This window comes from Exiguobacterium sp. RM11 (genome assembly GCF_059821525.1).
Genome location: NZ_CM187558.1, coordinates 1,688,929 through 1,715,165, shown reverse-complemented (window position 1 = coordinate 1,715,165; position 26,237 = coordinate 1,688,929). Strand labels below are relative to the sequence as shown.

At 49.4% G+C, this 26,237-nt stretch carries 27 protein-coding genes; 26 read left to right on the top strand and 1 reads right to left on the bottom strand.

What is annotated here, in order from left to right; all coding sequences use genetic code 11:
- The first annotated feature begins 7 nt into the window (after positions 1-7).
- From sdaAA to rnc, 8 genes are all read left to right on the top strand, one after another.
- Positions 8-895 (top strand): L-serine ammonia-lyase, iron-sulfur-dependent, subunit alpha, encoded by an 888-nt coding sequence (gene sdaAA / locus AC5LIL_RS08970; RefSeq protein WP_499823916.1) that lies wholly within the window; start codon positions 8-10, stop codon positions 893-895.
- Positions 882-2,912 carry an ATP-dependent DNA helicase RecG gene (recG, locus tag AC5LIL_RS08965; RefSeq protein WP_499823915.1) on the top strand — a complete coding sequence of 677 codons (2,031 nt, stop codon included), beginning with the start codon at positions 882-884 and terminating at the stop codon, positions 2,910-2,912. Before sdaAA ends, recG begins: the two co-directional genes overlap by 14 nt.
- An 85-nt stretch (positions 2,913-2,997) precedes the next feature.
- The gene (gene fapR, locus AC5LIL_RS08960) at positions 2,998-3,567 is read left to right on the top strand and encodes a transcription factor FapR (protein ID WP_074034802.1); all 570 of its coding nucleotides are present in this window, start codon (positions 2,998-3,000) and stop codon (positions 3,565-3,567) included.
- Positions 3,564-4,553 (top strand): phosphate acyltransferase PlsX, encoded by a 990-nt coding sequence (gene plsX / locus AC5LIL_RS08955; protein WP_214745504.1) that lies wholly within the window; start codon positions 3,564-3,566, stop codon positions 4,551-4,553. The genes fapR and plsX overlap by 4 nt, the downstream gene beginning before the upstream one ends.
- An 18-nt stretch (positions 4,554-4,571) precedes the next feature.
- Positions 4,572-5,492 (top strand): ACP S-malonyltransferase, encoded by a 921-nt coding sequence (gene fabD / locus AC5LIL_RS08950; protein WP_214745501.1) that lies wholly within the window; start codon positions 4,572-4,574, stop codon positions 5,490-5,492.
- Positions 5,485-6,225 (top strand): 3-oxoacyl-[acyl-carrier-protein] reductase, encoded by a 741-nt coding sequence (gene fabG / locus AC5LIL_RS08945; protein ID WP_214783809.1) that lies wholly within the window; start codon positions 5,485-5,487, stop codon positions 6,223-6,225. Before fabD ends, fabG begins: the two co-directional genes overlap by 8 nt.
- 58 nt (positions 6,226-6,283) lie before the next feature.
- Complete coding sequence (gene acpP / locus AC5LIL_RS08940; RefSeq protein WP_074034794.1) at positions 6,284-6,523, top strand: acyl carrier protein; 240 nt, start codon at positions 6,284-6,286, stop codon at positions 6,521-6,523.
- A 123-nt stretch (positions 6,524-6,646) separates the two neighbouring features.
- Positions 6,647-7,363: a ribonuclease III gene (rnc, locus tag AC5LIL_RS08935; RefSeq protein WP_214693956.1), complete on the top strand. Its 717-nt coding sequence runs from the start codon at positions 6,647-6,649 to the stop codon at positions 7,361-7,363.
- A gap of 41 nt (positions 7,364-7,404) precedes the next feature.
- Here the strand turns inward: rnc and AC5LIL_RS08930 are convergent, their stop codons facing one another.
- A complete protein-coding gene (locus AC5LIL_RS08930) occupies positions 7,405-7,599 on the bottom strand; it encodes a DUF1128 family protein (protein ID WP_015881361.1) in 195 nt (64 codons plus the stop codon).
- Between the two features lie 114 nt (positions 7,600-7,713).
- On the opposite strand from AC5LIL_RS08930, the gene smc reads away from it, so the two are divergent.
- The 18 genes from smc to trmFO all read left to right on the top strand — a co-directional run bounded on the left by smc (position 7,714) and on the right by trmFO (position 26,104).
- Positions 7,714-11,271 carry a chromosome segregation protein SMC gene (gene smc, locus AC5LIL_RS08925; RefSeq protein ID WP_499823914.1) on the top strand — a complete coding sequence of 1,186 codons (3,558 nt, stop codon included), beginning with the start codon at positions 7,714-7,716 and terminating at the stop codon, positions 11,269-11,271.
- A complete protein-coding gene (gene ftsY / locus AC5LIL_RS08920; protein WP_074034782.1) occupies positions 11,268-12,293 on the top strand; it encodes a signal recognition particle-docking protein FtsY in 1,026 nt (341 codons plus the stop codon). Before smc ends, ftsY begins: the two co-directional genes overlap by 4 nt.
- 96 nt (positions 12,294-12,389) lie before the next feature.
- Positions 12,390-12,713, top strand: coding sequence for a putative DNA-binding protein (locus tag AC5LIL_RS08915; protein ID WP_074034780.1), 324 nt, complete (start codon positions 12,390-12,392; stop codon positions 12,711-12,713).
- Between the two features lie 11 nt (positions 12,714-12,724).
- Positions 12,725-14,065, top strand: a complete 1,341-nt coding sequence (ffh, locus tag AC5LIL_RS08910; RefSeq protein ID WP_214783803.1) for a signal recognition particle protein — start codon at positions 12,725-12,727, stop codon at positions 14,063-14,065.
- An 82-nt stretch (positions 14,066-14,147) separates the two neighbouring features.
- Positions 14,148-14,423 (top strand): 30S ribosomal protein S16, encoded by a 276-nt coding sequence (gene rpsP, locus AC5LIL_RS08905; protein WP_015881366.1) that lies wholly within the window; start codon positions 14,148-14,150, stop codon positions 14,421-14,423.
- Positions 14,424-14,477: 54 nt separating this feature from the next.
- Positions 14,478-14,993 (top strand): ribosome maturation factor RimM, encoded by a 516-nt coding sequence (rimM, locus tag AC5LIL_RS08900; protein ID WP_337873694.1) that lies wholly within the window; start codon positions 14,478-14,480, stop codon positions 14,991-14,993.
- The gene (trmD, locus tag AC5LIL_RS08895) at positions 14,983-15,699 is read left to right on the top strand and encodes a tRNA (guanosine(37)-N1)-methyltransferase TrmD (protein WP_214783797.1); all 717 of its coding nucleotides are present in this window, start codon (positions 14,983-14,985) and stop codon (positions 15,697-15,699) included. Before rimM ends, trmD begins: the two co-directional genes overlap by 11 nt.
- Before the next feature lie 114 nt (positions 15,700-15,813).
- A complete protein-coding gene (gene rplS / locus AC5LIL_RS08890) occupies positions 15,814-16,167 on the top strand; it encodes a 50S ribosomal protein L19 (protein ID WP_015881369.1) in 354 nt (117 codons plus the stop codon).
- 82 nt (positions 16,168-16,249) lie between these two features.
- A complete protein-coding gene (gene lepB / locus AC5LIL_RS08885; protein WP_074034770.1) occupies positions 16,250-16,792 on the top strand; it encodes a signal peptidase I in 543 nt (180 codons plus the stop codon).
- 12 nt (positions 16,793-16,804) lie between these two features.
- Positions 16,805-17,665: a ribosome biogenesis GTPase YlqF gene (ylqF, locus tag AC5LIL_RS08880; protein ID WP_214745483.1), complete on the top strand. Its 861-nt coding sequence runs from the start codon at positions 16,805-16,807 to the stop codon at positions 17,663-17,665.
- Between the two features lie 41 nt (positions 17,666-17,706).
- Positions 17,707-18,459, top strand: a complete 753-nt coding sequence (rnhB, locus tag AC5LIL_RS08875) for a ribonuclease HII (RefSeq protein ID WP_499823908.1) — start codon at positions 17,707-17,709, stop codon at positions 18,457-18,459.
- A gap of 14 nt (positions 18,460-18,473) precedes the next feature.
- Entirely contained in the window at positions 18,474-19,319 is an 846-nt protein-coding gene (locus AC5LIL_RS08870; RefSeq protein ID WP_499823904.1) for a hypothetical protein, read from the top strand.
- Positions 19,316-19,576, top strand: a complete 261-nt coding sequence (locus AC5LIL_RS08865; protein WP_074034763.1) for an EscU/YscU/HrcU family type III secretion system export apparatus switch protein — start codon at positions 19,316-19,318, stop codon at positions 19,574-19,576. Before AC5LIL_RS08870 ends, AC5LIL_RS08865 begins: the two co-directional genes overlap by 4 nt.
- A gap of 120 nt (positions 19,577-19,696) precedes the next feature.
- Positions 19,697-20,857, top strand: a complete 1,161-nt coding sequence (gene sucC / locus AC5LIL_RS08860) for an ADP-forming succinate--CoA ligase subunit beta (protein WP_074034761.1) — start codon at positions 19,697-19,699, stop codon at positions 20,855-20,857.
- 12 nt (positions 20,858-20,869) lie between these two features.
- The gene (gene sucD / locus AC5LIL_RS08855; RefSeq protein ID WP_074034760.1) at positions 20,870-21,787 is read left to right on the top strand and encodes a succinate--CoA ligase subunit alpha; all 918 of its coding nucleotides are present in this window, start codon (positions 20,870-20,872) and stop codon (positions 21,785-21,787) included.
- 50 nt (positions 21,788-21,837) lie between these two features.
- Positions 21,838-22,632, top strand: coding sequence for a DNA-processing protein DprA (gene dprA / locus AC5LIL_RS08850; RefSeq protein WP_499823900.1), 795 nt, complete (start codon positions 21,838-21,840; stop codon positions 22,630-22,632).
- Positions 22,633-22,697: 65 nt separating this feature from the next.
- The gene (topA, locus tag AC5LIL_RS08845) at positions 22,698-24,794 is read left to right on the top strand and encodes a type I DNA topoisomerase (RefSeq protein WP_214745468.1); all 2,097 of its coding nucleotides are present in this window, start codon (positions 22,698-22,700) and stop codon (positions 24,792-24,794) included.
- Positions 24,794-26,104, top strand: coding sequence for an FADH(2)-oxidizing methylenetetrahydrofolate--tRNA-(uracil(54)-C(5))-methyltransferase TrmFO (gene trmFO, locus AC5LIL_RS08840; RefSeq protein WP_214691808.1), 1,311 nt, complete (start codon positions 24,794-24,796; stop codon positions 26,102-26,104). The genes topA and trmFO overlap by 1 nt, the downstream gene beginning before the upstream one ends.
- The last annotated feature ends 133 nt before the right edge of the window (positions 26,105-26,237 follow it).

Here is a 26,237-nt window from a genome sequence, read left to right as displayed (position 1 = left end):
ATGTGAGATGTTTAAATCAGTAGAAGAGTTAGTGACGATTGCCACAGAACGAGGCATCCCGATTTCTGAAGTCATGATCGAACAAGAGATGCACGTCAGACGCTCGAGCCGGGAGGACATCGTCGGGATGATGGACCGTAACCTCGAGGTCATGGAAGAAGCGGTTGAACGCGCCCTTCAAGGTGTCACATCGGTGACAGGATTGACGGGGAACGATGCCGTACTCATGCAAGAGTATATCCGATCAGGTAAATCACTGGCTGGAGACCTCATTTTAGATGCCGTGTCAAAAGCCATCGGGACGAACGAAGTAAATGCGGCGATGGGACGGATTTGTGCGACACCGACTGCGGGGAGTGCAGGCGTCGTACCTGGAACGTTATTCGCTGTGAAAGACCGTCTCGAGATGGACCGCGATGCGATGATTCGTTACTTGTTCACGTCAGGTGCTTTCGGTTTCGTGGTAGCGAACAACGCCTCGATCTCGGGAGCGGCAGGTGGCTGCCAGGCAGAGGTCGGTTCAGCGACCGGAATGGCTGCAGCCGCCATCGTCGAAGCAGCCGGCGGGACACCGGACCAGTCGGCGACGGCGTTCGCGATCGCCCTTAAGAACATGCTCGGTCTCGTCTGTGACCCGGTGGCAGGACTCGTTGAAGTCCCATGTGTAAAACGAAACGCCATGGGTGGTGCCAACGCCATTGTTGCGGCGGACATGGCTCTCGCGGGAATCACATCACGCATTCCTTGTGACGAAGTCATTTCAGCGATGCATGAAGTCGGTCAAATGATGCCGACCGCATTGAAAGAGACGGCGAAAGGTGGGCTGGCGAATACGCCGACGGCTCGTCGCCTCGAACGAAATATATTTGGAGCGAAAGAAGATGCAAAACAATGAACGACTGACGACTCTGAAAGGAGTCGGGCCGGAGATGGCCAAAAAACTAGAAGTGATGGGACTTGTTCGAATCGAGGACGTGCTAGAGCACGTCCCGTTTCGTTATGAGAATTATAATAGTGGGACCGTAACGACTGCCGTTCACGGTGACTTGATCAAGTGGAGTGGGACAGTCCAGGCAGAACCGCTCGTTCGCTACTATAGTAAAGGTAAGAATCGACTTCAGTTCAGATTGTTGTTAGAAGAACGTTATGCGGTCCAAGTGACGATGTTCAACCGTGCGTTTTATAAAGAGAAGTTAGCAATCGGCGAGACCGTCACGGTCAAAGGGAAATGGGACATGAATCGAATGACGATCAGCGCGACCGACCTCGAGTTCGGTGCTCCGTCAGGCGGACTTCAACCAATCTATTCATTACGAGCGGGTCTTACGCAAAAGAACTTTAGTCGGATCGTCAAGTTAGCATTCGAACAAGTGGGCGAGCTTCCGGAGCGGGTACCGCCGTCCATACGGGCCAGGTATCGACTTGAAGACCGAATGGATATGCTACGCGGCATGCACTTTCCGGATACCGTGGAAACGTATAAGCAGGCGAGACGGAGTTATGTTTATGAAGAATGCCTCATGTATCAATTGAAATTACAGGCGTTTCGAAAAATGGAGCGGTCAGGAAACGGTCGGGCCCTTCAACTCGATAAGCATCAATTGAACGAGTTCGTCAAACGACTCGCATTTCCGTTGACGGGAGCCCAAACACGGGTCATCCGTGAAATCGTATCCGATTTGGAGAAGCCAGAACGGATGAATCGATTGCTACAAGGGGATGTCGGGAGCGGGAAGACCGTCGTTGCCGCGATTGCCTTGTATGCGACTGTCATGGCGGGGTATCAAGGGGCGTTGATGGTGCCGACTGAGATTTTAGCAGAACAACATGCGACGTCTTTACAGGAATTGTTCGAACCGTTCGGCATCACCATCGCTCTCTTGACGAGCTCAGTGAAAGGAAAGGCGCGAGAAGCGCTTCTAACGGCAATTCAATCAGGAGACGTCAACATCATCGTGGGGACACATGCACTCATTCAAGGACCCGTCGAGTTTTCGAACTTACATTTGGCGATTACGGATGAACAACATCGATTCGGTGTCGAACAACGAAAGAAACTTCGCGATAAAGCGGAATTTGCGGACGTCTTATATATGACCGCGACCCCGATTCCGAGGACACTTGCCATCAGCGCGTTCGGAGAGATGGACGTCTCAACAATCGATGAGATGCCAAAAGGCCGAAAACCGATTGAAACGTACTGGGCGAAGCAAGACCAAATCGACCGTGTCCATTCGATGGTCGACCGTGAACTGTCTCTCGGTCGTCAAGCATATGTGATCGCACCACTGATCGAGGAGTCGGATACGCTTGAGGTCGAAAGTGCGACGGCTTTGTATGAACTGTTGAAAGAACGGTTTCCGAACTATTCTGTGGGGCTGATGCATGGAAAGCTATCGAGCGCAGAAAAAGACGACGTGATGAAGTCATTTGCTGACAATGCGACGCAAATTCTCGTATCGACGACGGTCGTCGAAGTCGGGGTGAACGTTCCGAACGCTTCACTCATCATCATCCATGACGCCGAGCGTTTCGGTCTCGCGCAATTGCACCAGCTACGTGGCCGCGTCGGTCGTGGTGCCCATCAATCGTTCTGTATCCTCGTCGGGGACCCGAAGTCAGATGTCGGGAAAGTACGACTGAAAACGATGACAGAGACGAACGATGGATTCGTATTGGCAGAGAAAGATTTAGAGTTACGTGGTGCCGGTGATTTCTTTGGTACCGCCCAAAGCGGTCTTCCGAGCTTCCGGGTCGCAGATCCCGTTCTCGATTTAAAAGTGATGGAAGTAGCCATGCAAGATGCCGTGAAACTTCTCGGGAGCGACGCCTTTTGGCATGATGCCCAATACGAAGGATTACGTGGCTATTTGAAACAACTCGACCTTCTCGTTGGGGAAAGGTTAGAATAATACTTGAAAATGACGACTAAAGAATATATACTGCTATTAGTACCAGGTATTAAGTTCTTTAGCGATTAGTTTAGGAGGGAACTGAATGCGGGTACCTAAGAAAGAGCGGCAACGCTTGTTACAAGAAACGATTGAGCGCAACCCGTTCATCAAAGACGAAGAACTATCAAAACAGTTTTCCGTCAGCATCCAGACGATTCGACTCGACCGGATGGAATTAAAAATTCCAGAAGTGAGGGAACGAATCAAACATGTGGCTTCCGAGCACCTCGATGAAGTCAAATCGCTTTCAATGAGCGAGGTCATCGGTGATATGATTGACTTGAAACTCGATGACTCTGCGATTTCTGTCCTCGATATAGAAAAAGAACACGTCTTTAGCCGCAATGAGATTGCACGTGGGCACGTCCTGTTCGCGCAAGCCAACTCGTTAGCGGTGGCGCTCATCAATGATGAATTGGCGTTGACCACTAAAGCGGAAATCCGGTTTAGTCGCCAGGTTCATCTTGGAGAGCGAGTCGTTGCCAAGGCTCGTGTGATGAAGCTAAGAGGGGACGGGAGAACAGACGTCACGGTCGAAAGTTATGTCGGTGAGGAGCGCGTTTTTGAAGGCGACTTCACGATTTACCGACGTGGTGAGGAGGAACAAGCATGAAATTAGCAATTGATGCAATGGGTGGCGATCACGCACCGAAAGCAATCGTAGAAGGTGTGAAACGGTTCGTCGAACAATATCCGAATGAACCGATGGAACTCTTTCTAGTCGGTGACGAGGTGAAAATTGCCTCTTACGGACTTGACGATCCTCGTGTGACGGTCGTTCCAGCAAGTGAAATCATTACAGGTGAGGATGAGCCTGTTCGTGCGGTCCGCCGCAAAAAGGACAGCTCGCTCGTCGTAGCGGCAAACCTTGTTAAAGAGGGGAAAGCGGATGCTCTCGTGTCTGCCGGGAACACCGGTGCCTTGATGGCAGCTTCTCTCTTCGTCATCGGACGAATCCCAGGAATCGAGCGTCCGGCACTATCTCCGACGTTCCCTACATATACAGGTAGTGGTGTCGTCGTGCTGGATGTCGGAGCGAATCCGGATGCGAAAGCCGAACATCTTGTGGATTATGCAATCATGGGTTCACTGTATGCAGAACATGTCCGTGGCATCAATTCACCGCGTGTCGCCCTTCTCAATATCGGGACGGAAGCCGGAAAAGGAAATGCGCTCACGAAAGAAGCGTTCCCCCTCCTTGAACAGGCCCCTGTCCACTTTGTTGGAAATGTCGAAGCGCGTGAAGCGATGTCGGGAGACGTGGACGTCATCGTGACGGAAGGATTTGCCGGTAACATCTTGTTAAAAGGTGTAGAAGGGTCCTCAGCGATGCTCATGAAGATGATGAAAGAACAATTCACGAGCAACCTTGTATCAAAACTTGCCGCTCTCATCTTAAAGCCGAAATTAAGACGATTGAAAGAAACGCTTGATTATCGTGAACATGGGGGAGCCGGATTATTCGGGATCAATGCGCCTGTCATCAAGGCACACGGATCGAGCGACGCACTTGCGATTGCGAGTGCGTTGAAACAGGCGAAAATCATGGTAGACCACGACGTCGTCGATAAAATCAAGCGTGCCAAAGCGATAGACTAAGCGAAAGCAGGTGAGGACATGGGGAAAGTAGCATGGGTGTTCCCGGGACAAGGCTCTCAAGCCGTTGGAATGGGACAGACCTTTTTAGACCAACCTGAAGCCCTTCAGGCAATCGGGCGTCGACTCGGATTTGACCTTCTTGAAGTCATGTCTGCCGGGTCGAAAGAAGACCTACAAGAAACAGAAGTCGCACAACCAGCAATCGTGGCACATGCCTCGTTGCTTGCACAAGCCTATGCGGCAAACGGTGCGACACCGGATGTCGTCATCGGACATAGCGTAGGAGAGTATGCGGCGCTCGTCTCAGCGGGGGTCATCGATTTAGAAGAGGCGACCGTGCTCGTTCGAGAACGTGGTAATTTGATGTCTTCTGTAAAAGACGGGACGATGGCGGCAGTCGTCGGAATGACCGATCTTCAAGAAGCGCTTCATATCACTGAAAAAATTAGTGCGAGTGGAGACTTGGTTCAAATCGCTAACTTGAATTGCCCTGGTCAGTTTGTCATTTCCGGGCAGATCGATGCGGTCGAACAGGCGAGTGTAGAACTGAAGGCAGCCGGCGCGAAACGGGTATTGCCGTTAAACGTCTCCGGTGCGTTCCACAGTTCATATATGATGCCGGTGGCGACACGTTTCCAAGATGTCCTCGCCTCATCACCGTTCCAAGAAGCGTCTGTCGATTTCATTTCGAACGTGGATGCGGCTGTGCATCGTGATCCCGAACATCTGAAAGCGTTGTTGACGAAACAACTATATTCGTCTGTTCGTTTTGAAGAATGTGTTCGAAAAGCGATTGCAGACGGGGTGGACACGTTCATCGAATTCGGTCCATCGTCACCACTTTCGGGGTTGATTAAACGAATCGATTCGAATGTATCGATTCAAAAGGCGACCACGTTGGAAGAAGTCGCCTCGTTAGGAGGAGAAGTTCGTGCATGATCAAGTAGCGATCGTGACTGGCGCGTCCCGTGGAATCGGTGCGGCCATCGCGAAACGTTTAGGGGAAGACGGCTTCCGAGTCGTCGTGAATTACTCGGGTAGTGAAGAAAAAGCAAACGCTGTCGTGGCGGCCATCATTGAAGCAGGTGGCGATGCTACGGCCGTGAAGGCGGACGTCTCAAACGCTGACGACGTTAAAGCGCTCGTCAAGACGACGGTCGATACGTACGGACGCGTCGATTGTCTTGTGAACAATGCAGGCATCACACGTGACGGGTTACTCATGCGGATGAAAGAAGCGGACTTCAATGACGTCTTATCGACGAACTTGAAAGGCGCGTTCCTCACATCGCAAGCGGTCACACGATCGTTGCTCAAATCAAAATCGGGGCGAATCATCAATATCGCCTCAGTCGTCGGGATTACTGGGAATGCCGGACAAGCCAACTATGCGGCTGCAAAAGCAGGATTGATTGGGTTGACGAAATCAGTGGCACGCGAACTCGCAAGTCGTCATGTGACGGTCAATGCCGTTTGCCCAGGTTTCATTCAAACCGATATGACTGATGCCTTGACAGATGAACAGCGGAACGCTACACTCGAGCAAATTCCGTTCAATCGTTTCGGACAAGTCGAAGATGTGGCGAACCTCGTCTCATTCTTAGCATCTGAACAAGCCGCTTACGTGACGGGTCAGACGATTGCCGTCGATGGCGGCATGACGATGGTGTAAAAGAGAACTTTACCAATAGACAGACATTTAATATACTTACCTTTGGAGGGATTTTATCATGACAAAAGAACAAATTTTAGTAGACGTACAAGAAGCAGTAGCAGAGAAGCTCGGGAAAGACATTTCTGAGATCACTGCAGAGAAATCGTTCAAGGACGACCTTGGCGCTGACTCGCTTGAAGTAATGGAAATGGTGATGGACCTCGAAGACAAATTCGACATCACGATTGAAGACGAAGACGCTGAGAAGCTCGCGACTGTTGGCGACGTAGTAGCGTATATCGAAACAAAAGTGTAATCAAGCCATCCCACCGCTCGGTTTCGAGCGGTGGGCTTGTGCTTATTCATGGAGGGAACTATGACAAAAGACAAACGACGGTTTGACCGTCAAGGGTCGGCGCAGCGTCGCCGGCGTCAGGAAATGGAACGGGCACGCATCTTAGAATTATTCAAGTCATTAGAAGAGCGTTTAGACGTTCAGTTTTCGAATCACGACTTGCTCATGCAGGCGTTCACACACTCTTCTTATGTGAATGAACAACGTGGACTACGAAAAGACAATGAACGCTTAGAATTTTTAGGGGATGCCGTGTTAGAGTTGACCGTATCCCGCTTCCTATATGAGACTTATCCGGAGCGCTCCGAGGGGGAATTAACGAAATTACGGGCGGCGATCGTTTGCGAACCGTCACTCGTGAATTTTGCGGAGGCCTATGCTTTCTCTGACTTCATCTTGCTTGGAAAAGGTGAAGAGTTGACCGGTGGACGAAAACGTCCGGCACTACTTGCCGATGTCTTCGAATCCTATATCGGTGCTCTTTATTTAGACCAAGGGATTGAGGCAGTCGAACGATTCCTCGCCGAAGCGGTTTTTCCGAAAGTCTTAGCGGGTGTATTTGAAGAACAGACCGATTTCAAGAGCCAGTTGCAGGAAAGTGTGCAACGGGAAGGCTTAGGTCCGGTCACGTATGAAATCATCGAGGAGCGAGGACCGGCGCATAGCCGTGAATTCGTTGCCCATGCACGTCTCAGCGACGACATCGTCGGGGAGGGAGTTGGGCGCTCAAAAAAAGAAGCCGAGCAGTTGGCTGCTAAAGAAGCGCTCATCGCGTTCAATCGACGTTACGCTGATCTATAAACAAAAAGGAGTGGACCATTCACAATGGTTCCACTCCTTTTTCATGTCAATTGACCGAGTTCTTCGACAATCCCGTCGACTTCCGATAAAGAGAGGGAAGAACGTGTCATTACGTACTCGTAAATCTCTTTCACCGCTGATGGGTCAGCCGCATTATATTCTTCCGCCTTGATTGCACCGCGGTTAATAATGTTCATTTTGTCTAAAATCGCTTCAATCATCTGTTCATTCGTCATCTGTATTCCCCTTTCTACAGTTCTTTTAAGAATAGCATGATTCTGTCATTTTGACGAACTGTTAACTGTGGTAAAATATACAGATGAATGCTTACTGCGGATAGGATGGTCACGATGCACTTAAAACGAATCGAACTCGCTGGCTTTAAATCATTTGCCAAGCGAATTGAATTAGATTTCCGTCCCGGCGTCACGGCTGTAGTAGGGCCGAACGGAAGCGGAAAATCCAATATATCGGACGCTGTTCGCTGGGTACTTGGAGAACAGTCGGCCAAATCACTTCGCGGTGCCAAGATGGAAGACGTCATCTTTGCCGGAAGTGAAGGTGAGAATCACCGAAACGTCGCGGAGGTCACGCTCGTCCTCGATAATCGCGACGAACAGTTACATCTCCCTTATGAAGAAGTGAGTGTGACCCGTCGCGTGACCCGAAGTGGGGACAGCGACTATTTTATGAATAAAAAACCATGTCGTCTAAAAGACGTTATTGACCTCTTTTTAGACACAGGTCTTTCCCGTGATGCATTCGCGATCATCGGGCAAGGTCGAGTCGAACAAGTCATTTCCGGTAAGCCGGAAGACCGCCGTGCCGTCATCGAAGAGGCGGCGGGTGTCCTCAAGTATCGCCAGCGTAAAAAACAGGCTGAGCGTAAATTGCAAGACACTGAATTGAACTTGTCACGTGTCGACGACATTTTGTTTGAATTGGCCGATCGGGTGGAACCACTTCGTGAGCAGGCGGCGCTCGCTCGGGAATATACAGTGGCCAAGGCCCGTCATGACGAACTCGAGACGGGGATCATGGGTGCCGAAATTCAGTTGCTCCAACAAGAAATTGAACAAGTGACGGTACGTCATACAGAATCAATCAAGCAATTATCGGATTGTGATCGTTCGGTACAACACCTCACGGAGGAACGTAGTCAACTTGAGGCTACGCTATCGACCCTTCGTGACGAGTTATCCGAGATGAACCAAAAAGAGCGCGAACAGTCGACGTATGTCGAACGTTTGACCGGTGACATCAAGCTCGCGAAAGCACAAGAAGAGCATGGAGCCGAGATGAAAGAGCGTCTCGTCCGTCAACGTGAAGAAGTGAGCGCCGAGATGGAAGAGCTAGAGACTCGACTGGTGGTCGTTCGTGATGAATTGTCTAAAAAAGTAGATACGTTGCGACAAACGACCGAGGCGAGAGATACGCTTCAACAACAGTTGACAGCCGCCTCGCGTGATTTCAATGTCGAGATCGAAGCGTTACAAAGTGAGGCGTTCGAACTCGCGACAACACGAGCGACAATCAGTAACCAACAAAAGCGGGAGCAACGGGATATTGATGTCGCCATCGAGTCGAAAGAACGTCTCCTTCGTGAGAACAAACATCGTCTTGATGATCGGTCTTCACAAGAAGCAACACTCGAAGCGACACGGGAACGATACGAAGATGTGCAAGGTCGTTTCGAATTACTAAGTAAAAAAGAAGCGGAACTTCGCGACCAAGAGACGGCGATCCGCGAAAAGTTGACACGGGCAGAAACGTCTTACTATGACCTCGAACGTCGTCGTCAAAAGACGGAAGATCGGATTGAGATGCTCGAACGGATGAAGCAATCGTATGAAGGATATTTCCATGCGGTTAAGTTTGTATTGAAAGACCGTTCATCAGGTGTGCTTGGTGCCGTCGCTGAATTGATTCGTGTTCGTCCTTCGTATGAAGCCGCCATCGAGACGGCTCTCGGACAGACGCAACAACATGTCGTCGTCAAAGACGAGACAGTCGGACGTCATGAAATCGATCGATTGCGCAAAGCGAACGCAGGTCGCGCGACGTTCTTACCGATGACGACGATCAAACCAAGATTTGTACCGACTGAGGTGTTACATCGCCTCGAATCGATGACTGGATTTGTTGGAGTGGCATCTGATTTAGTCGAGACGGACGAGTCGTTCGAAACGTTGAAAAAATCACTTCTCGGTTCGGTGCTCGTCGCCGAGACATTAGAAGTCGCGAACCGGATTGCGCAAATGACCGGATACCGTTTCCGCGTCGTCACGCGCGAAGGAGACATCGTGAACGTCGGTGGTTCGATGACCGGTGGGAGTCGTAAGCAAGGGGTGGCCTTGTTCACGCAATCGCGTGAGTTAGACGACTTGAAACAAGGATTGACGCAAGGGCTTGCGATGCTTCATGAGCAAAAACAACGTCTTCAAGAATACACGGAAGCGTTGAAGACAATCACTGAAGCATTATCAACGCTACGAGACGAGAAACGTACCGTCGAAGGATCCCTTCGAGAAGTCGAGGCTGCTTACCGTACCGCCGAACGCGCCTCGCTTGATGCCAAGTCACAACTTGAACTGTTCGATCATGAGATGCTGCGTTATGAGAAAACGATTGAGACGTCGACAGCCGAGCTCGAACGTTTGACGAAAACGTTGGCGGATACGGATAAAGAGCAAGCGGACATTCGTGTTCGACTAGAGTCGCTTCGTGCCGAACAGGCAAAAAGTGCCGAAAGTACGGGGCAACTTGAAACGTTGCTTCGTCAAAACGAGCTCGACCTACAACGCCATACGCTCGAAGAAGAACGGGTTCGTTATGAAGTGGAGCGCTTGACGACTGAACGGAAGCGTCTACAGGAACGCACTGATCAGATGAATCGTGAGCTCACGCGACTCGACAGTGGGGAAGTCGTCTCATCTGCCGAGTTAGAAGAGACGCTCGCTACGGCCAAACTTGAATTCAGCAACATTCAAGGGCGACTTCAAGAGATGACGGCAACGCTCAAGTCAAACGAGGAAGCGTACCGCATCATGCGTCAGCGCGTCGATCAGGCAACGGAAGCACGGCGTCAGGCGGAAGCAGTCGTTCGAAAACTAGAGACGGCGAAACAAGAGTTTGAATTAAAACGGCAGTGGAAGCTAGATGCGTTAGAGGAACACGGACTCGTTGCAGAACTCTTGCCGGCGCTTGAGATTCCTCTTGATGAGGCGAAAGAAGAGTTCAAATTACTCGTTCGTCAAATTGAAGAGATCGGACCGGTTAACTTGAATGCGATCGAGGAGTTCGATAGCGTTCACGAACGCTTTACGTTCTTGTCTGAACAGCGGGATGACTTGGTCAGTGCGAAAGAAGATTTGTATGAGATCATCGCCGAGATGGACCGTGAAGTGACACGTCTTTTCAAAGAGACATATACGAACGTTCGGGCACACTTCAAACAGACGTTCACCGAGTTGTTCGGTGGGGGCGAAGCCGATTTGAAATTGGTCGATGAGTCCGACTTGTTGAATACAGGGATTGAGATCGTCGCCAAACCGCCTGGCAAAAAGCTTCAGACGCTCAGTCTGTTGTCTGGAGGAGAGCGTGCACTCACGGCAATCGCCTTACTGTTTGCGATTTTAAAAACGCGTCCGGTACCATTCTGTGTCCTCGATGAAGTCGAAGCGGCGCTTGATGAGGCGAACGTACATCGGTTCGGGGAATATATTCGCACGCTCTCAATCGACACGCAATTTGTCATCATCACGCACCGAAAAGGTACAATGGAAGCGGCAGATACGCTTTATGGCGTCACGATGCAACAGAACGGAGTGTCCGAAGTGTTATCGGTCGAACTGTCTGAAGCAAAACGTGTCGTAGAAATGGATGAAGAGATGGAGGAATCACGTTGAGTTTTTTCAAGAAATTAAAAGAAAAATTAACGACATCTACCCAAGAGGTGTCACAAAAGTTTACAGATGGATTGACGAAGACGCGTGACGGATTTGCGAGTGCCGTCAACGACCTCGTTTACCGTTTTCGCGAGGTGGATGAGGACTTCTTCGATGAACTCGAAGATCTGCTCATCCAAGCGGATGTCGGCGTCACGACGACGATGGACCTTGTCGAAGACTTGAAAGAAGAAGTCAAACGACGCAACTTGAAGGACCCGGTCGCTGTTCGGGATGCTCTCGTTGAAGTGGTGGCGAAACGCCTTCAGGAAGACGAATCTGACCGCGAACTGAACATGCAAGACGGGCTCACGGTCATCTTGTTTGTCGGTGTGAACGGGGTCGGAAAGACGACGACAATCGGGAAACTGGCGCATCAATTGAAGTCGGAAGGTCGTAACGTCATGCTCGCGGCAGGAGACACGTTCCGTGCAGGAGCGATCGAGCAACTTCAAGTATGGGGCGAACGCGTCGGAGTACCGGTCATTCGTCAAACGGAAGGGTCTGACCCGGCTGCCGTCGTATACGATGCAGTTCAATCTGCGAAGTCACGTAACATGGACGTGCTCATCTGTGACACGGCGGGACGCCTTCAAAATAAAGTGAACTTAATGAAAGAACTTGAAAAAGTGAAGCGGGTCATCGAACGAGAAGTCCCGAACGGACCACATGAGGTGTTACTCGCATTAGATGCAACGACCGGACAAAACGCTATGATTCAAGCAAAAGCGTTCAAAGAAGCGACGAACGTGAGCGGGATCGTCTTGACGAAACTCGACGGTACAGCAAAAGGTGGGATTGTTCTCGCGATTCGAAATGAACTCGATATTCCGGTCAAATATGTCGGTCTCGGGGAGAAGATGGACGATTTGCAAGAGTTTGACCCAGAGCAGTTCGTCCTGGGGTTGTTCGGAGACGTTTTCGAGGACAAATCAGAAGAGGACTCAACTGAAAATGAGGACACAAACAAAGACCTCGCCTAAGTTTTACTGTTAAGAAAAAAACTTGACAAGTACTAGGCACGGCTGTACTATTGGTAGTTGTAAAGGGATTTCACTTAACATGTGGAGGTGAAAGGTTTGACGCTCGAAAAAACGAATCGCATGAACTATCTCATCGATTTCTATCAAGCGCTCCTCACACCGAAACAGCGCAACTATATGTCTCTTTATTACCTAGATGACTACTCGCTCGGAGAGATAGCGGAAGAGTTTGAAGTCAGCCGTCAAGCGGTCTACGATAACATAAAGCGTACAGAAACGATGCTTGAACAGTACGAGGAAAAGCTCGCTCTATTCGAAAAATTCGAACAGCGTCAGCAACTTCTTCAGACCCTCAAACGTCAAGTCGAGCTCACGGATGACGTGCAGGCTACGATTTCTGCGCTTGAGAATTTAGAGTAGGGGGCTGGAGCATGGCATTTGAAGGATTATCAGAACGGTTGCAATCGACGCTTTCAAAGATGCGCGGTAAAGGGAAAATCTCTGAGGCTGATGTCAAAGAGATGATGCGTGAGGTTCGCCTCGCCTTACTAGAAGCCGACGTCAACTTTAAAGTGGTCAAGCAATTCGTCAATGACGTGAAAGAACGCGCGGTTGGTCAGGATGTCATGAAATCATTGACGCCAGGTCAACAAGTCGTCAAAATCGTTCACGAAGAGTTGACGAATTTGATGGGAAGCGATGTCGTCCCGATCTCATTCAGTCAGAAACCACCGACAGTCGTCATGATGGTCGGTCTGCAAGGGGCAGGTAAGACGACAACGACCGGGAAGCTAGCGAACTTGATTCGCAAAAAGCATAACCGCAGTCCACTTCTCGTCGCGGCGGATATTTATCGTCCGGCGGCAATCAAGCAGCTCGAGACACTCGGGAAACAACTCGATTTACCGGTCTTCTCACTTGGCGATCAAGTGAAGCCGGAAGAGATTGTGACGAAAGCACTCGAGTACGCAAAAACAAATCATCACGATTTCGTGTTGATCGATACGGCGGGTCGCCTTCATATCGACGAGACGCTCATGGGTGAGCTCGAAAATGTGAAGACGATTGCCAAACCAAATGAAATCTTCCTTGTCGTCGACTCGATGACAGGTCAAGATGCGGTCAATGTGGCCGACAGTTTCAATGAGAAACTCGGAATCACCGGGGTCGTGCTCACAAAGCTCGACGGAGATACACGAGGCGGGGCAGCCCTTTCGATCAAGGCAGTCACGGGAGCGCCGATTAAATTCGTCGGTCTCGGCGAAAAGTTGGATGCCCTCGAACCATTCCATCCAGAACGCATGGCGTCACGGATCCTTGGAATGGGGGACGTGCTCTCGCTCATTGAAAAAGCCGAGACACAGATGGACCAAGACGCAGCGAGAGAGCTAGAAAGCAAAATTCGTGACGCGTCATTCACGTTCGATGATTTCATTGAACAGTTGGGTCAAGTGAAAAACATGGGCCCGATTGATGAATTACTTTCGATGTTACCTGGTGCAGGTAAGATGAAAGGGTTGAAGAACGTCCAAATCGACGAGAAACAACTCGATCACGTCGAAGCGATCATTCGCTCGATGACGAAACATGAGCGTTCCAACCCGGAAGTGCTCAACGCGAGTCGTCGGAAGCGGATCGCAAAAGGTAGCGGTCGCTCGATTCAAGAAGTGAACCGTCTCATTAAACAGTTCGATGACATGAAGAAGCTGATGAAGCAAATGTCAGGACAAATGAAAGGGAAGAAAAAGGGCTTAGGTCTTCCGTTCTTCTAACAAAAACTTTTGTCAGTCGGACAAAAAAGCTGTATACTATAAAAGTTGTCAATTCTTAAACACATGATGGAGGTATATTACCATGGCAGTTAAAATTCGTCTTAAGCGCATGGGCGCAAAAAAATCACCTTTCTACCGTATCGTTGTAGCAGACTCACGTTCACCACGTGACGGTCGCTTCATCGAGCAAGTTGGTCACTACAACCCGGTTGCAAAACCAGAAGCTGAAGTTCGCATCAACGAAGAACTCGCTCTCAAATGGTTGGCAGACGGCGCGAAGCCATCTGACACAGTACGTAACTTGTTCTCTAAAGCAGGGATCATGGAGAAATTCCACAACGCGAAAAACGCGAAGTAATGATGTGGCCGACCTTTTCTGAGGTCGGCCTATTTTGTTGAGGAGGGAACGCGAATGGATTGGTTATACGTTGGGAAAATCGCCAATACGCACGGCCTTAAAGGGGAAGTAAAGATTTTGGCGGCGACAGATTTTCCGGAAGAACGCTTTAAAAAAGGGAACACGTTGTTCCTTGACGTGGACGGAACGAAACAAGAGATGACGATCACGACGTATCGTCCGCATAAGCAGTTCCATCTCGTCACGTTCAAAGGGTTTGAGAATATCAACCTCATTGAGAAATATAAAGGCTTGAAGTTATATGTTCATGCCGAACACGTGCATAATCTCTCGGAGAACGAATATTACTATCATGAGATTATCGGTTGTGAGGCAATCGTCGATGGTGAGTCGATCGGTGTGATCGATGATATCTTTGAGACGGGTGCGAACGACGTATGGGTCATCAAACGTCCAGGTAAATCGGATGCCCTCATCCCTTATATCGAATCGGTCGTCAAAGAGATCGACGTCGAAGAGAAACGTGTCGTCATCACACCGATTCCTGGAATGATTGACGATGAAGATTGATGTGTTGACGTTATTCCCGGACATGTTCAAGACGCTCGACCATTCCATCGTCGGCCGCGCGAAAGCGCTCAGACAAGTGGAGATGTCGTTCATCAATTTCCGGGATTTTTCAACGAACAAGCATCATAAGGTTGACGATTATCCGTACGGGGGAGGGGCGGGCATGTTGCTTACCCCACAACCGATCTTTGATGCGTTTGACTCGATCGAGGCGAAGTCACCACGTGTCATCCTTACGACACCGACCGGAAAGCCGTTCAATCAGCAGATGGCGGAAGAATGGGCGCGGGAAGAACACCTGATCTTTTTGTGTGGGCATTATGAAGGATTCGACCAACGCATCCACGATGAACTGGCGACAGACGAAGTGTCAATTGGCGACTTTGTCTTGACGGGTGGCGAGCTTGCGACGATGGTGATGATCGATGCGACGGTGAGACTGCTCCCGGACGTCCTCGGCGATCAGGCGAGCCACGAGGATGATTCGTTCTCAACCGGTCTACTGGAATATCCGCACTATACACGACCTGCCGATTTTCGTGGGTTGAAAGTACCGGACGTCCTCCTCTCTGGCAATCATGCCCGCATTGAGACGTGGCGACGCGAACAATCACTCGAGCGAACGTACAGACGTCGACCGGATCTACTCGAGCAACTCGAGCTGACAGAAGACGATAAAAAGTTTCTCCAATCGTTGCGCGATTGAGAAATATATGCTATGTTTGAGCATGTGGGTTAAACCCATCGATTACCGATGTTCCGCTATTGGATGCTTGGGCATATGAAGATATGAACATTGAAGAAAAAGGAGATATGATTCATGAACACACAAAAACTGTTCCGTGAAATCACAGAAGAACAATTCAAATCGGACGTACCTGCTTTCCGTCCTGGTGACACAGTACGTGTCCACGTTAAAGTTGTAGAGGGAACGCGTGAGCGTATCCAGATCTTCGAAGGTGTTGTAATCAAGCGTAAAGGTGGCGGCATCAGCGAAACATTCACAGTCCGTAAGATTTCTTACGGCGTAGGTGTTGAGCGTGCATTCCCGCTTCACTCACCACGCGTTGCACAAATCGAAGTCGTACGCTACGGTAAAGTTCGCCGTGCGAAACTTTACTACCTCCGTAACCTTCGCGGTAAAGCAGCACGTATTAAAGAAATCCGTCGTTAAGATGGGAATTAAGCTTGTCGCTTGCGACAAGCTTCTTTTTTTCTAGTACAATAAGTTCAAATGGATAGAGGAGTGAGTGAAGTTGAAAGAAGTGTTTAGTTGGCTCAAGGCCATCGTTGTCGCTCTTGTCATCGCGTTCGTCATCCGGACGTTCATCTTCGTTCCTGTCATCGTTGAAGGGGAGTCGATGATGCCGACACTCCACAATGCGGATCGAATGATCGTCAGTAAAATTTCGAACTATGTTGGTGAGCTAGACCGAGGTGATATCGTCGTATTCCATGCGACAGAATCAAAAGATTATATTAAACGTGTCATCGCCATTCCAGGCGACACGCTCGAATATCGAGATGACGTGCTCTATATTAACGGTGAAGCGGTAGAAGAACCGTATTTAGACGAGTTCCGCGCACAGATGAACGGGTTCCCGCTGACGGAGAACTTCACGCTTGAACAAGTGACAGGCGAGTCAGTCGTCCCTGAAGACTCATACTTCGTCATGGGAGACAACCGTCAAAACTCGAAGGACAGTCGTGAAATCGGATTTGTGTCGAAAGAGGAGATTGTCGGTAAGACGAACTTCATCTTCTGGCCGCTCGACGATGTTGGCACGGTAGAAGATTAAGGTGGTGCTTTTTTGGCAATTCAATGGTTTCCTGGCCACATGGCCAAAGCAAGAAGACAAGTAACTGAAAAATTAAAATTGATCGATGTCGTCATCGAGCTCGTGGATGCACGTGTGCCACAATCGAGTCGTAACCCGATGGTCGACGAGATTACGGCTGGTAAGCCAAGACTCATCGTCCTCAACAAGGCGGATATGGCCGACCCTGTCGTGACGGACGCGTGGTTACGTGCTCTGAAGCGAGAAGAGGTCGAAGTCGTCGCGGTTGATGCGAAGCATAGCAAAGGCTTGAAACAGCTCATCACAGGCGCGCAAAAGTTGATGCAAGAAAAACATGATCGCATGCGTGAAAAGGGACGTAACCCTGGCCCGATTCGTGCGCTCATCATCGGGATCCCGAACGTCGGGAAGTCGACGCTCATCAACCGTCTCGCAGGTCGTAACATTGCCATCACAGGCGATCGACCGGGTGTGACGAAGCGTCAACAGTGGATCAAGATGAAGGGTGGCGAGATGGAGCTCTTAGATACGCCAGGTATTCTCTGGCCGAAGTTTGAGGACCAACTCGTCGGATATCGTCTCGCCGCGACCGGCGCCATCAAAGACGAGATTCTCAATTTGGATGATATCGCCTTGTATACGGTTCGTGAGTTGCATGCTCGTTATCCTGAACAATTAAAGGAACGCTTCAAACTCGAAACGTTACCGGAGGACGGCGTGGAACTCCTTGAGATGATTGGGAAGAAGCGCGGTCTCATCAGTGGAGGTTACGTCGATTTTGAGAAGGCGAGCGAACTACTTTTGAATGAACTACGGCATGAAAAAATCGGACGGATCTCGCTTGAGACACCGGCTGACCATGAAATGGCGTAAAGTCCTGTGAAAACAGGGCTTTTTTGAATAGGAGGAAGAACGTGACGATTCAACAGATTAAACAACAACTAGCGGACATCCGATATGAAGAATGGGTACAAATCTTCCCAACCTTGTCACAAGACCCCCGAGCAGGCGTGCAAACGTTGCTTCGGCAAAAAGTGCGCCAATTCGAGCGAGAACAGGCATTACAGGACGATTTTGAGCGTCGAATGACGTATGAACGTGAATGGAAAGCACAAGGGTTCACTCGAATTGTCGGAGTCGATGAGGTCGGGCGTGGTCCGCTCGCAGGACCGGTCGTGGCAGCTGCCGTCTTGCTACCGGAAGGGTTTTATATCGCAGGGTTGGACGATTCGAAGAAAATGTCGAAAACGGCGAGAGACACGGCATACGATCACATCATGGAAGTCGCGGGAATCGGTGTCGGTATTGTCGAGCCCGCGGTAATCGATGAGATCAACATCTATGAGGCGACGAAGCTTGCGATGATAGAGGCGATTCGTCAAGTCGGGGAGGTCGATGCTTTATTGATTGACGCCATGAAACTGGACCTCGACATTCCTCAGCAGTCCTTGATTAAAGGGGACACGCTCAGCGTCTCAATCGCTGCGGCGAGTGTTGTCGCTAAGGTCGTCCGGGACCGAATGATGGAAGAATACGACCGAACGTATCCTGGTTACGGGTTTGCCAATAACGCCGGGTATGGGACGGAGACTCATTTAGAAGGGTTGAGACGCTACGGGGTGACACCAATCCACCGTCGTACATTTGCCCCCATCAAGCATATGTGAAAGGAGTGATGGCGTTGCGCATCGATCATCAAGGGGTTTTACCATTCAAAGTGACCGAACAGACGTCGCGACCGCTTTTGCTCGGGAATACAATTGTCGGGAAGGTGTTACAACTTCTGCCCGGAAACGAGGCAGTCATGCAGTTGCCGCAAGGAATATTCCGGGTCGGTGTCAATGCGAACGTGAAAGAGAACGTGACGTATAAGATGGTCGTCACGGACGTCGAGCCGAAGCTCGTCTTGAAAGTCGTCCCACAAGCGACAGAAGCGCTCATGGCTTCCAAATCACCTCTCCAGACATTAGGGGAACAACTTGCCCGTTTCATACGTGAACCGATTCCGACACCAGAATCGGTCAAGACAGCCGGGAAAACGATGCTAGAGAGTGGAGCGGGGTCTGATGTAAAGGCGCTCGTCGGCGAACTTTTCAAAGCGAAAGGCGAGCCGAAGTTCGAGCAGTTCGTGCGAGCTCAGGAAGCGTTCAATGCGACCCAAAGCCCCCCGTTCGTCGCTCAAGCATTTCACATACCGCATTTAGGTCCATTTGAAAACGTTCAACTTCGTTTAGAAGCACCAAAACGAGAGGCGATTGATTCTGATCATGCCCGAATCGTCTTGTTTCTTGAAACGCCACGATTCGGCGAAACGGGAATCGATGTGTTGATTCAAAAACGGTATGTATCCGTTCGGGTATTTAATGAGCAACATGATTTGAGTCCATACGTCCGTACATACGAACCGCTTCTAAAAGAAGGGTTGAAACGCGTCGATTTCGATTTGTCTTCTTTTTCATACGAAGAAAAGCGTGAGCGTGTGCCAGAAACATTTGCGCCTCTTGGAAAGGTGGATCTCCAAATATGAACGATCCAAAGAAAGCAATCGCTCTGTCATATGAGCAATCAATGGATGCCCCGCACGTCGTGGCGAAAGGGACGGGGATTGTCGCTGAGCGGATGCTTGAGATTGCTCAAGCGAACGGAATTCCTGTTCATGAGGACCCGGCACTCCTATCCTTACTCTCAGCATTAAACATCGAAGAGCAGATTCCGGAGGACGTTTATCAAGTCATTGCCGAACTTTTTGTCTTTCTTTATCAGATGGAACAAGATAAAATTTGATTTGTCTAGGGTTATATGTGAAAAAAAGATGAAAACTTAAAGCAAGAACGATAGACAGCGCTTTCAGTTTTTCGTTACAATAGACGTGCCGATATTAAAGGGGACTAAGGGGGAAAACATATGAATATCCATGAGTATCAGGCGAAAGAATTGCTAAGAGAGTTTGGGGTAGCCGTTCCGACGGGTTATCCAGCCTTTACTGTTGAAGAAGCTGTAGCAGCAGCTGCTAAGCTTGACGGTGAGTTGAAAGTTGTAAAAGCTCAAATCCACGCAGGTGGCCGCGGTAAAGCAGGTGGCGTCAAACTTGCGAAGACAGATGAAGAAGTGAAGCAATACGCGACAGAGATTCTCGGAAAAACGCTCGTGACACACCAAACAGGTCCGGAAGGAAAAGTTGTCCAGCGTCTCTATATCGAAGAAGGTTCTGCGATTGACCAAGAATTTTACTTAGGACTCGTGCTTGACCGTTCGATCGGCCGAATTGTCATCATGGGTTCATCAGAAGGTGGTATGGACATCGAGGAAGTCGCTGAACATACACCTGAGAAGATTCATAAAGAGATCGTCGATCCGGTTGTGGGCTTGCGTCCATTCCAAGCACGTCGTCTCGCATTCAAAATGGAAGTCCCGACGAAACTTGTGAACAAGTTCAGTGACATGGTCATGAAGTTGTACAAAGTATATGTCGAGACAGATTGCACAATCGCGGAAATCAACCCGCTCGTCACGACGAAAGACGGAAACGTCATCGCGCTCGATGCGAAGTTGAACTTCGATAGCAACGCACTTTATCGTCACTCAGATATCCTTTCGCTTCGTGATACGACGGAAGAAGATCCACGTGAAGTCGAGGCATCAAAACATGACCTCAGCTATATCGCACTTGATGGAAACATCGGTTGCCTTGTCAACGGTGCAGGCCTTGCGATGGCAACGATGGATATCATCAAACATTACGGCGCTGAACCCGCTAACTTCCTCGATGTAGGTGGCGGTGCGACAAAAGAAAAAGTTACAGAAGCGTTCAAATTGATTCTGTCTGATGACCAAGTCAAAGGAATCTTCGTTAACATTTTTGGTGGAATCATGAAGTGTGACATCATCGCAGAGGGGATTGTCGCAGCTACGAAAGAAATCGGACTCGACTTGCCACTCGTTGTTCGCTTAGAGGGAACGAACGTTGATGCCGGGAAGCGCATTCTCGATGAATCTGGACTTGCGATCACGACAGCTAGCTCGATGGCTGACGGTGCGGAAAAAATCGCAGCACTTGTTCGATAAGGGGGAAACGACATGAGTATTTGGGCGAATAAAGATACGAAAGTCATCATTCAAGGGATTACAGGGAAGCAAGGTTTGTTCCATGGTGAACAGATGCTTGCTTATAACACGAAATTAGTCGGCGGGGTAACACCAGGTAAAGGTGGTACGACCGTTCTCGACAACGTTCCAGTCTTCAACACTGTCTCTGAGGCGGTCGAGACGACTGGTGCAAACGCATCGATCATCTACGTACCACCAGCTTTCGCAGCTGACTCAATCATGGAAGCAGCGGACAGTGGCATCGAACTCATCATCTGTATCACTGAAGGCATTCCTGTAGTGGACATGATCCAAGTGAAACGCTATCTCGAAGACAAGCCGGCTCGTTTGATCGGACCGAACTGTCCTGGAATCATCACTCCAGGAGAAGCAAAACTTGGAATCATGCCTGGCTATATTCATACGAAAGGGCATGTCGGAATCGTGTCACGTTCTGGAACGCTCACGTATGAGGCGGTTCATCAGTTGACGACGGCAGGAATCGGTCAATCGACAGCTGTCGGAATCGGGGGAGACCCAGTCAACGGAACAAACTTCATCGATACGCTCAAGGCGTTCAACGAAGATGAGGACACGAAAGCTGTCATCATGATCGGGGAAATCGGTGGAACAGCTGAAGAAGAGGCGGCTGAATGGGTGAAAGCGAACATGACGAAACCAGTCATCGGCTTCATCGGCGGACAGACGGCTCCTGAAGGCAAACGTATGGGACATGCCGGCGCAATCATCTCAGGTGGTAAAGGGACGGCTGCTGAAAAGATTAAGACGTTGAACGCGAATGGAATTGAAGTAGCTGAAACACCAGCTGTCATCGGTGAAACGTTGATTCGTGTCTTGAAAAATGAAGGTCTATACGAAGCGTGTGTCACGGGTCAACCGACGACATAAGAATCATGAGGGATGCTTGCATCCCTCATTTTTTTAAAGGAGAGATTGTGATGAATCAAACAATAGCTCGGTTTGCCGCTGCACGAATTCCGGTTGAGTTTGTGCATCATTATTTGAACGGAACGCTAGAAGCACATCGCACTCATTTTTCTTCACATGTCTGGAAGCGAGCTAGTGCTGCGCTCCGATCGTCCGAATCGTTTACTCGATTTGTCACTTGGGAAGATGAAACGTTCCCGATACGCTTGCTCGAGATTCCCAACCCGCCGTACTGTTTGTTTTACGATGGAGATTTAGAGGTACTACAAGAAAGAACGACCGCGATGGTCGGAAGTCGTGAGTTGAATCGAATTAGTCAATCGTTAGTGCAACACTATCACTCTTTAATAGAAGAAACTGTTTCCGTTTCGGGTGGAGCGCTTGGCATTGATGGTCTCGTCCACCATCATGCAGTAAATGAGAATCGTCCGACCGTGGCGGTGCTCGGAGCTGGACTGAACAACCTCTATCCAGCAGCGAATCGACAGTTGCTCTTACGGATTCCAAAGCAAGGGATTCTCTTGAGTGAGTATGCCCCAAACACACCTGTTCAAAAATTTCAATTTTTGGAAAGAAATCGATTGGTGAGCGGTCTCGGTGACACGCTCGTTGTCTTACAGGCGAGACGAAAGAGCGGAACGATGAATACGGTCGGACACGCGCTAGAGCAGGGAAAGACGGTGTTCGCCGTACCCGGTTCACCGCTTGATCCATTGGCGGAAGGACCGAATCGATTGATTGAAGAAGGCGCGATTCCATTGACGAATTCCGATCAAATTATTCGAGATCTCAGGATTGTACGTTGACAAACCGGTGAGAACATGAATATTATGGTAGGGATTTAAATGACCTCTAAAAGGGGAGCAGATGTATGGCAAAATATTTGGTGATCGTTGAGTCACCTGCGAAAGCAAAAACAATTAAACGTTATTTAGGTCCGAATTATATGGTCAAAGCTTCGATGGGACACGTCATCGATTTACCGAAGAGTCAACTCGGTGTAGACGTCGAACACGACTTTGAACCGAAGTATATTACCATCCGTGGTAAAGGACCCGTATTGAAAGAATTGAAGACAGCGGCGAAAAAAGCCACAAAAATCTTTCTCGCAGCCGACCCCGATAGAGAAGGGGAAGCGATTGCCTGGCATTTGGCTCGCGCTCTCGGCGTAGATGAAACGACTGAATGTCGTGTCGTTTTTAACGAGATCACAAAAGATGCAATTAAAGAATCATTTAAACATCCACGTAAAATCAATCATGACCTCGTCGATGCGCAACAAGCACGACGGATTTTAGATCGTCTCGTCGGATACGGGATGAGTCCGTTATTATGGAAGAAAGTCAAAAAAGGACTATCTGCTGGACGAGTTCAGTCGGTTGCCGTGAAGATGATCATCGACCGTGAACGCGAAATCAATGCGTTCGACCCAGAAGAATATTGGACGATCAAGCTCGACTTGAATCATGATGGGGAAACGTTCGAGACTTCATTTTACGGAAAAGATGGGAAAAAGATGGAATTGAAGTCGGAAGAAGACGCTCAAGCTGTCCTTGATGCCATCAACGACGAATTCAAAGTCATCGACGTGACGAAGAAAGAACGTAAACGCAACGCTTCGTTGCCGTTCACGACAAGTTCGTTGCAACAAGATGCGGCACGTAAATTGAATTTCCGTGCGAAGAAGACGATGATGCTCGCCCAACAATTATATGAAGGAATCGACCTCGGTAAGAAAGAGGGGACGGTCGGTTTGATTACGTATATGCGTACAGACTCGACACGAATCTCGGACTTGGCGAAGGGAGAGGCGAAAGAATACATCGAATCGACATTCGGTGAAGAATACGTCGCCTCACAGAAGCAAAAGGAAAAGAAAGCGGCAAACGCGCAAGATGCGCACGAAGCGATTCGTCCGACATCGGCACTCCGCGACCCTGCTTCATTAAAACCTTATTTGTCTCGTGACCAGTTGCGCCTTTATAAATTGATTTGGGAACGTTTGATTGCGAGTCAAATGGCACCTGCCGTACTCGATACCGTCAAGATCGATGTAGAATCGAACGGAATGATCTTCCGTGCGAATGGCTCGACCGTCAAATTCCCAGGTTTCATGAAAGTATATATCGAATCGAAAGATGATGATATCGAGGATACGAACCAAGAGAAAGAGGGCTTGTTACCACCTCTTGAAGTCGAGGATACGGTCAGCTTTGAAGCGATTGAGCCGAAGCAACACTTCACGCAACCACCGCCGCGTTACACGGAAGCACGACTCGTCCGTGCGATGGAAGAGCTCGGTATCGGTCGCCCGTCGACATATGCCCCTACACTTGACACGATTCAACGTCGTGGCTATGTCGTCTTAGAAGAGAAGAAGTTCCTTCCGACTGAGCTTGGTGAACTCGTCATTGAAATGATTGATGAATATTTCAATGACTTTATCACCGTCCAGTTCACGGCCGACATGGAAACGCTCCTTGACTCGATTGAGCATAAAGAAGTGGAGTGGACGGAAGTCGTCGCCCCGATCTATCGTTCGTTCGAGAAACGCTTGAAGCGTGCCGAAGAAGAAATCGAAAAGATTGAAGTGAAAGATGAGCCTGCGGGAATCGATTGTGAAGTTTGTGGTTCACCGATGGTCATCAAGATGGGTCGATACGGTAAGTTTATGGCTTGCTCGAACTTCCCAAACTGTACGAACACGAAACCAGTTCAAGTTGAGATTGGTGTCCCTTGCCCAGACTGTAAGGACGGACAAATCGTGGAACGTCGTAGTAAAAAAGGTCGCCTCTTCTATGGCTGCTCGAACTATCCAGAATGTGAGTTCGTCTCATGGGATAAACCGGTTGCGAAACCGTGCCCAGTATGCGACAGTTTGATGGTCGAGAAGAAAATTAAAGACGGCGTGAAATATCAATGTACGAAATGTACCCATACCGAGGTACATCAGCAAGAGGAGGATTAATGTTGCAACAACGTGTAACTGTAATCGGAGCCGGCTTGGCCGGTTCCGAAGCAGCTTGGCAACTCGCCAAGCGTGGCATTCAAGTAGATTTGTATGAAATGAGACCGGTCCGTCAAACACCGGCGCACCACACGGATCAATTCGCAGAACTCGTTTGTTCGAACTCGCTTCGGGCGAACGGGCTTCAAAACGCGGTCGGTGTCTTGAAAGAAGAGATGCGTACACTTGACTCACTCATCTTGAAAGCGGCAGATACGGCAAGCGTCCCAGCTGGCGGCGCCCTTGCTGTCGACCGACATGAGTTTGCTGGGTTCATCACTGAGAAGTTGAAGAACCATGAAAACGTCACGGTGCATACCGAGGAATTAAAAGAAATTCCTGAAGGGATTGTCATCGTCGCGACAGGGCCATTGACGTCTCCGGATTTATCGGCATCGCTCAAAGCGTTCACAGGGGAAGATTATCTTTACTTCTACGATGCGGCCGCTCCGATTCTAGATGGCGATACGATCGATCGCGATAAAGTATACTTGAAGTCGCGCTATGATAAAGGTGAAGCCGCTTACTTGAACTGCCCGATGACAGAAGAAGAGTTTGACGTCTTTTACGAGGAATTGATCAAGGCGGAAGTCGTTCCGTTAAAAGAGTTCGAAAAAGAGATTTACTTCGAAGGTTGTATGCCGTTTGAAGTCATGGCTGAGCGTGGGAAGAAGACACTTCTCTTCGGACCGATGAAGCCGGTCGGTCTAGAAGATCCGAAGACGGGTAAACGTCCGTATGCGGTCGTTCAACTTCGTCAGGACAACTCGGCAGGAACGCTTTATAACTTGGTCGGCTTCCAGACGCATTTGAAGTGGGGCGAACAGAAACGTATCATCCGTCTCATCCCTGGACTCGAAAATGCAGATATCGTTCGTTACGGTGTCATGCACCGCAACACGTTCATCAATTCGCCGAGCTTGTTGAAACCGACGTATCAGGCGCGCACGCGTGACACATTATTCTTTGCCGGTCAGATGACGGGAGTAGAAGGATATGTGGAGTCAGCAGCGTCAGGATTGTTGGCGGGAATCAATGCAGCGAAGATGATCGCAGGAGAAGAGCTCGTCGTTTTACCACGTGAAACGATGCTCGGTTCGATGGCGCACTACATCACGACAGCGGACGGGAAGCATTTCCAACCGATGAATGCGAACTTTGGATTGGTCCCATCTTTAGAGGACGCTCCGAAGAAAATGAAAAAACAAGAGCGGTACGAGCGTTACGCCAACCGTGCTTTAGAAACGATTCAACAGTTTAAGGACCTTTGAACAGGAGAGCCAGTTTTTGGCTCTTTTGTTTTGAAATAAAGTTTCAATTGTGTATTTTGTTTCATACTTTGAAAATTTTCAGATTATTGAACGACTATCTATTGTCACTGTACATTCTGTATGCTATGCTAAT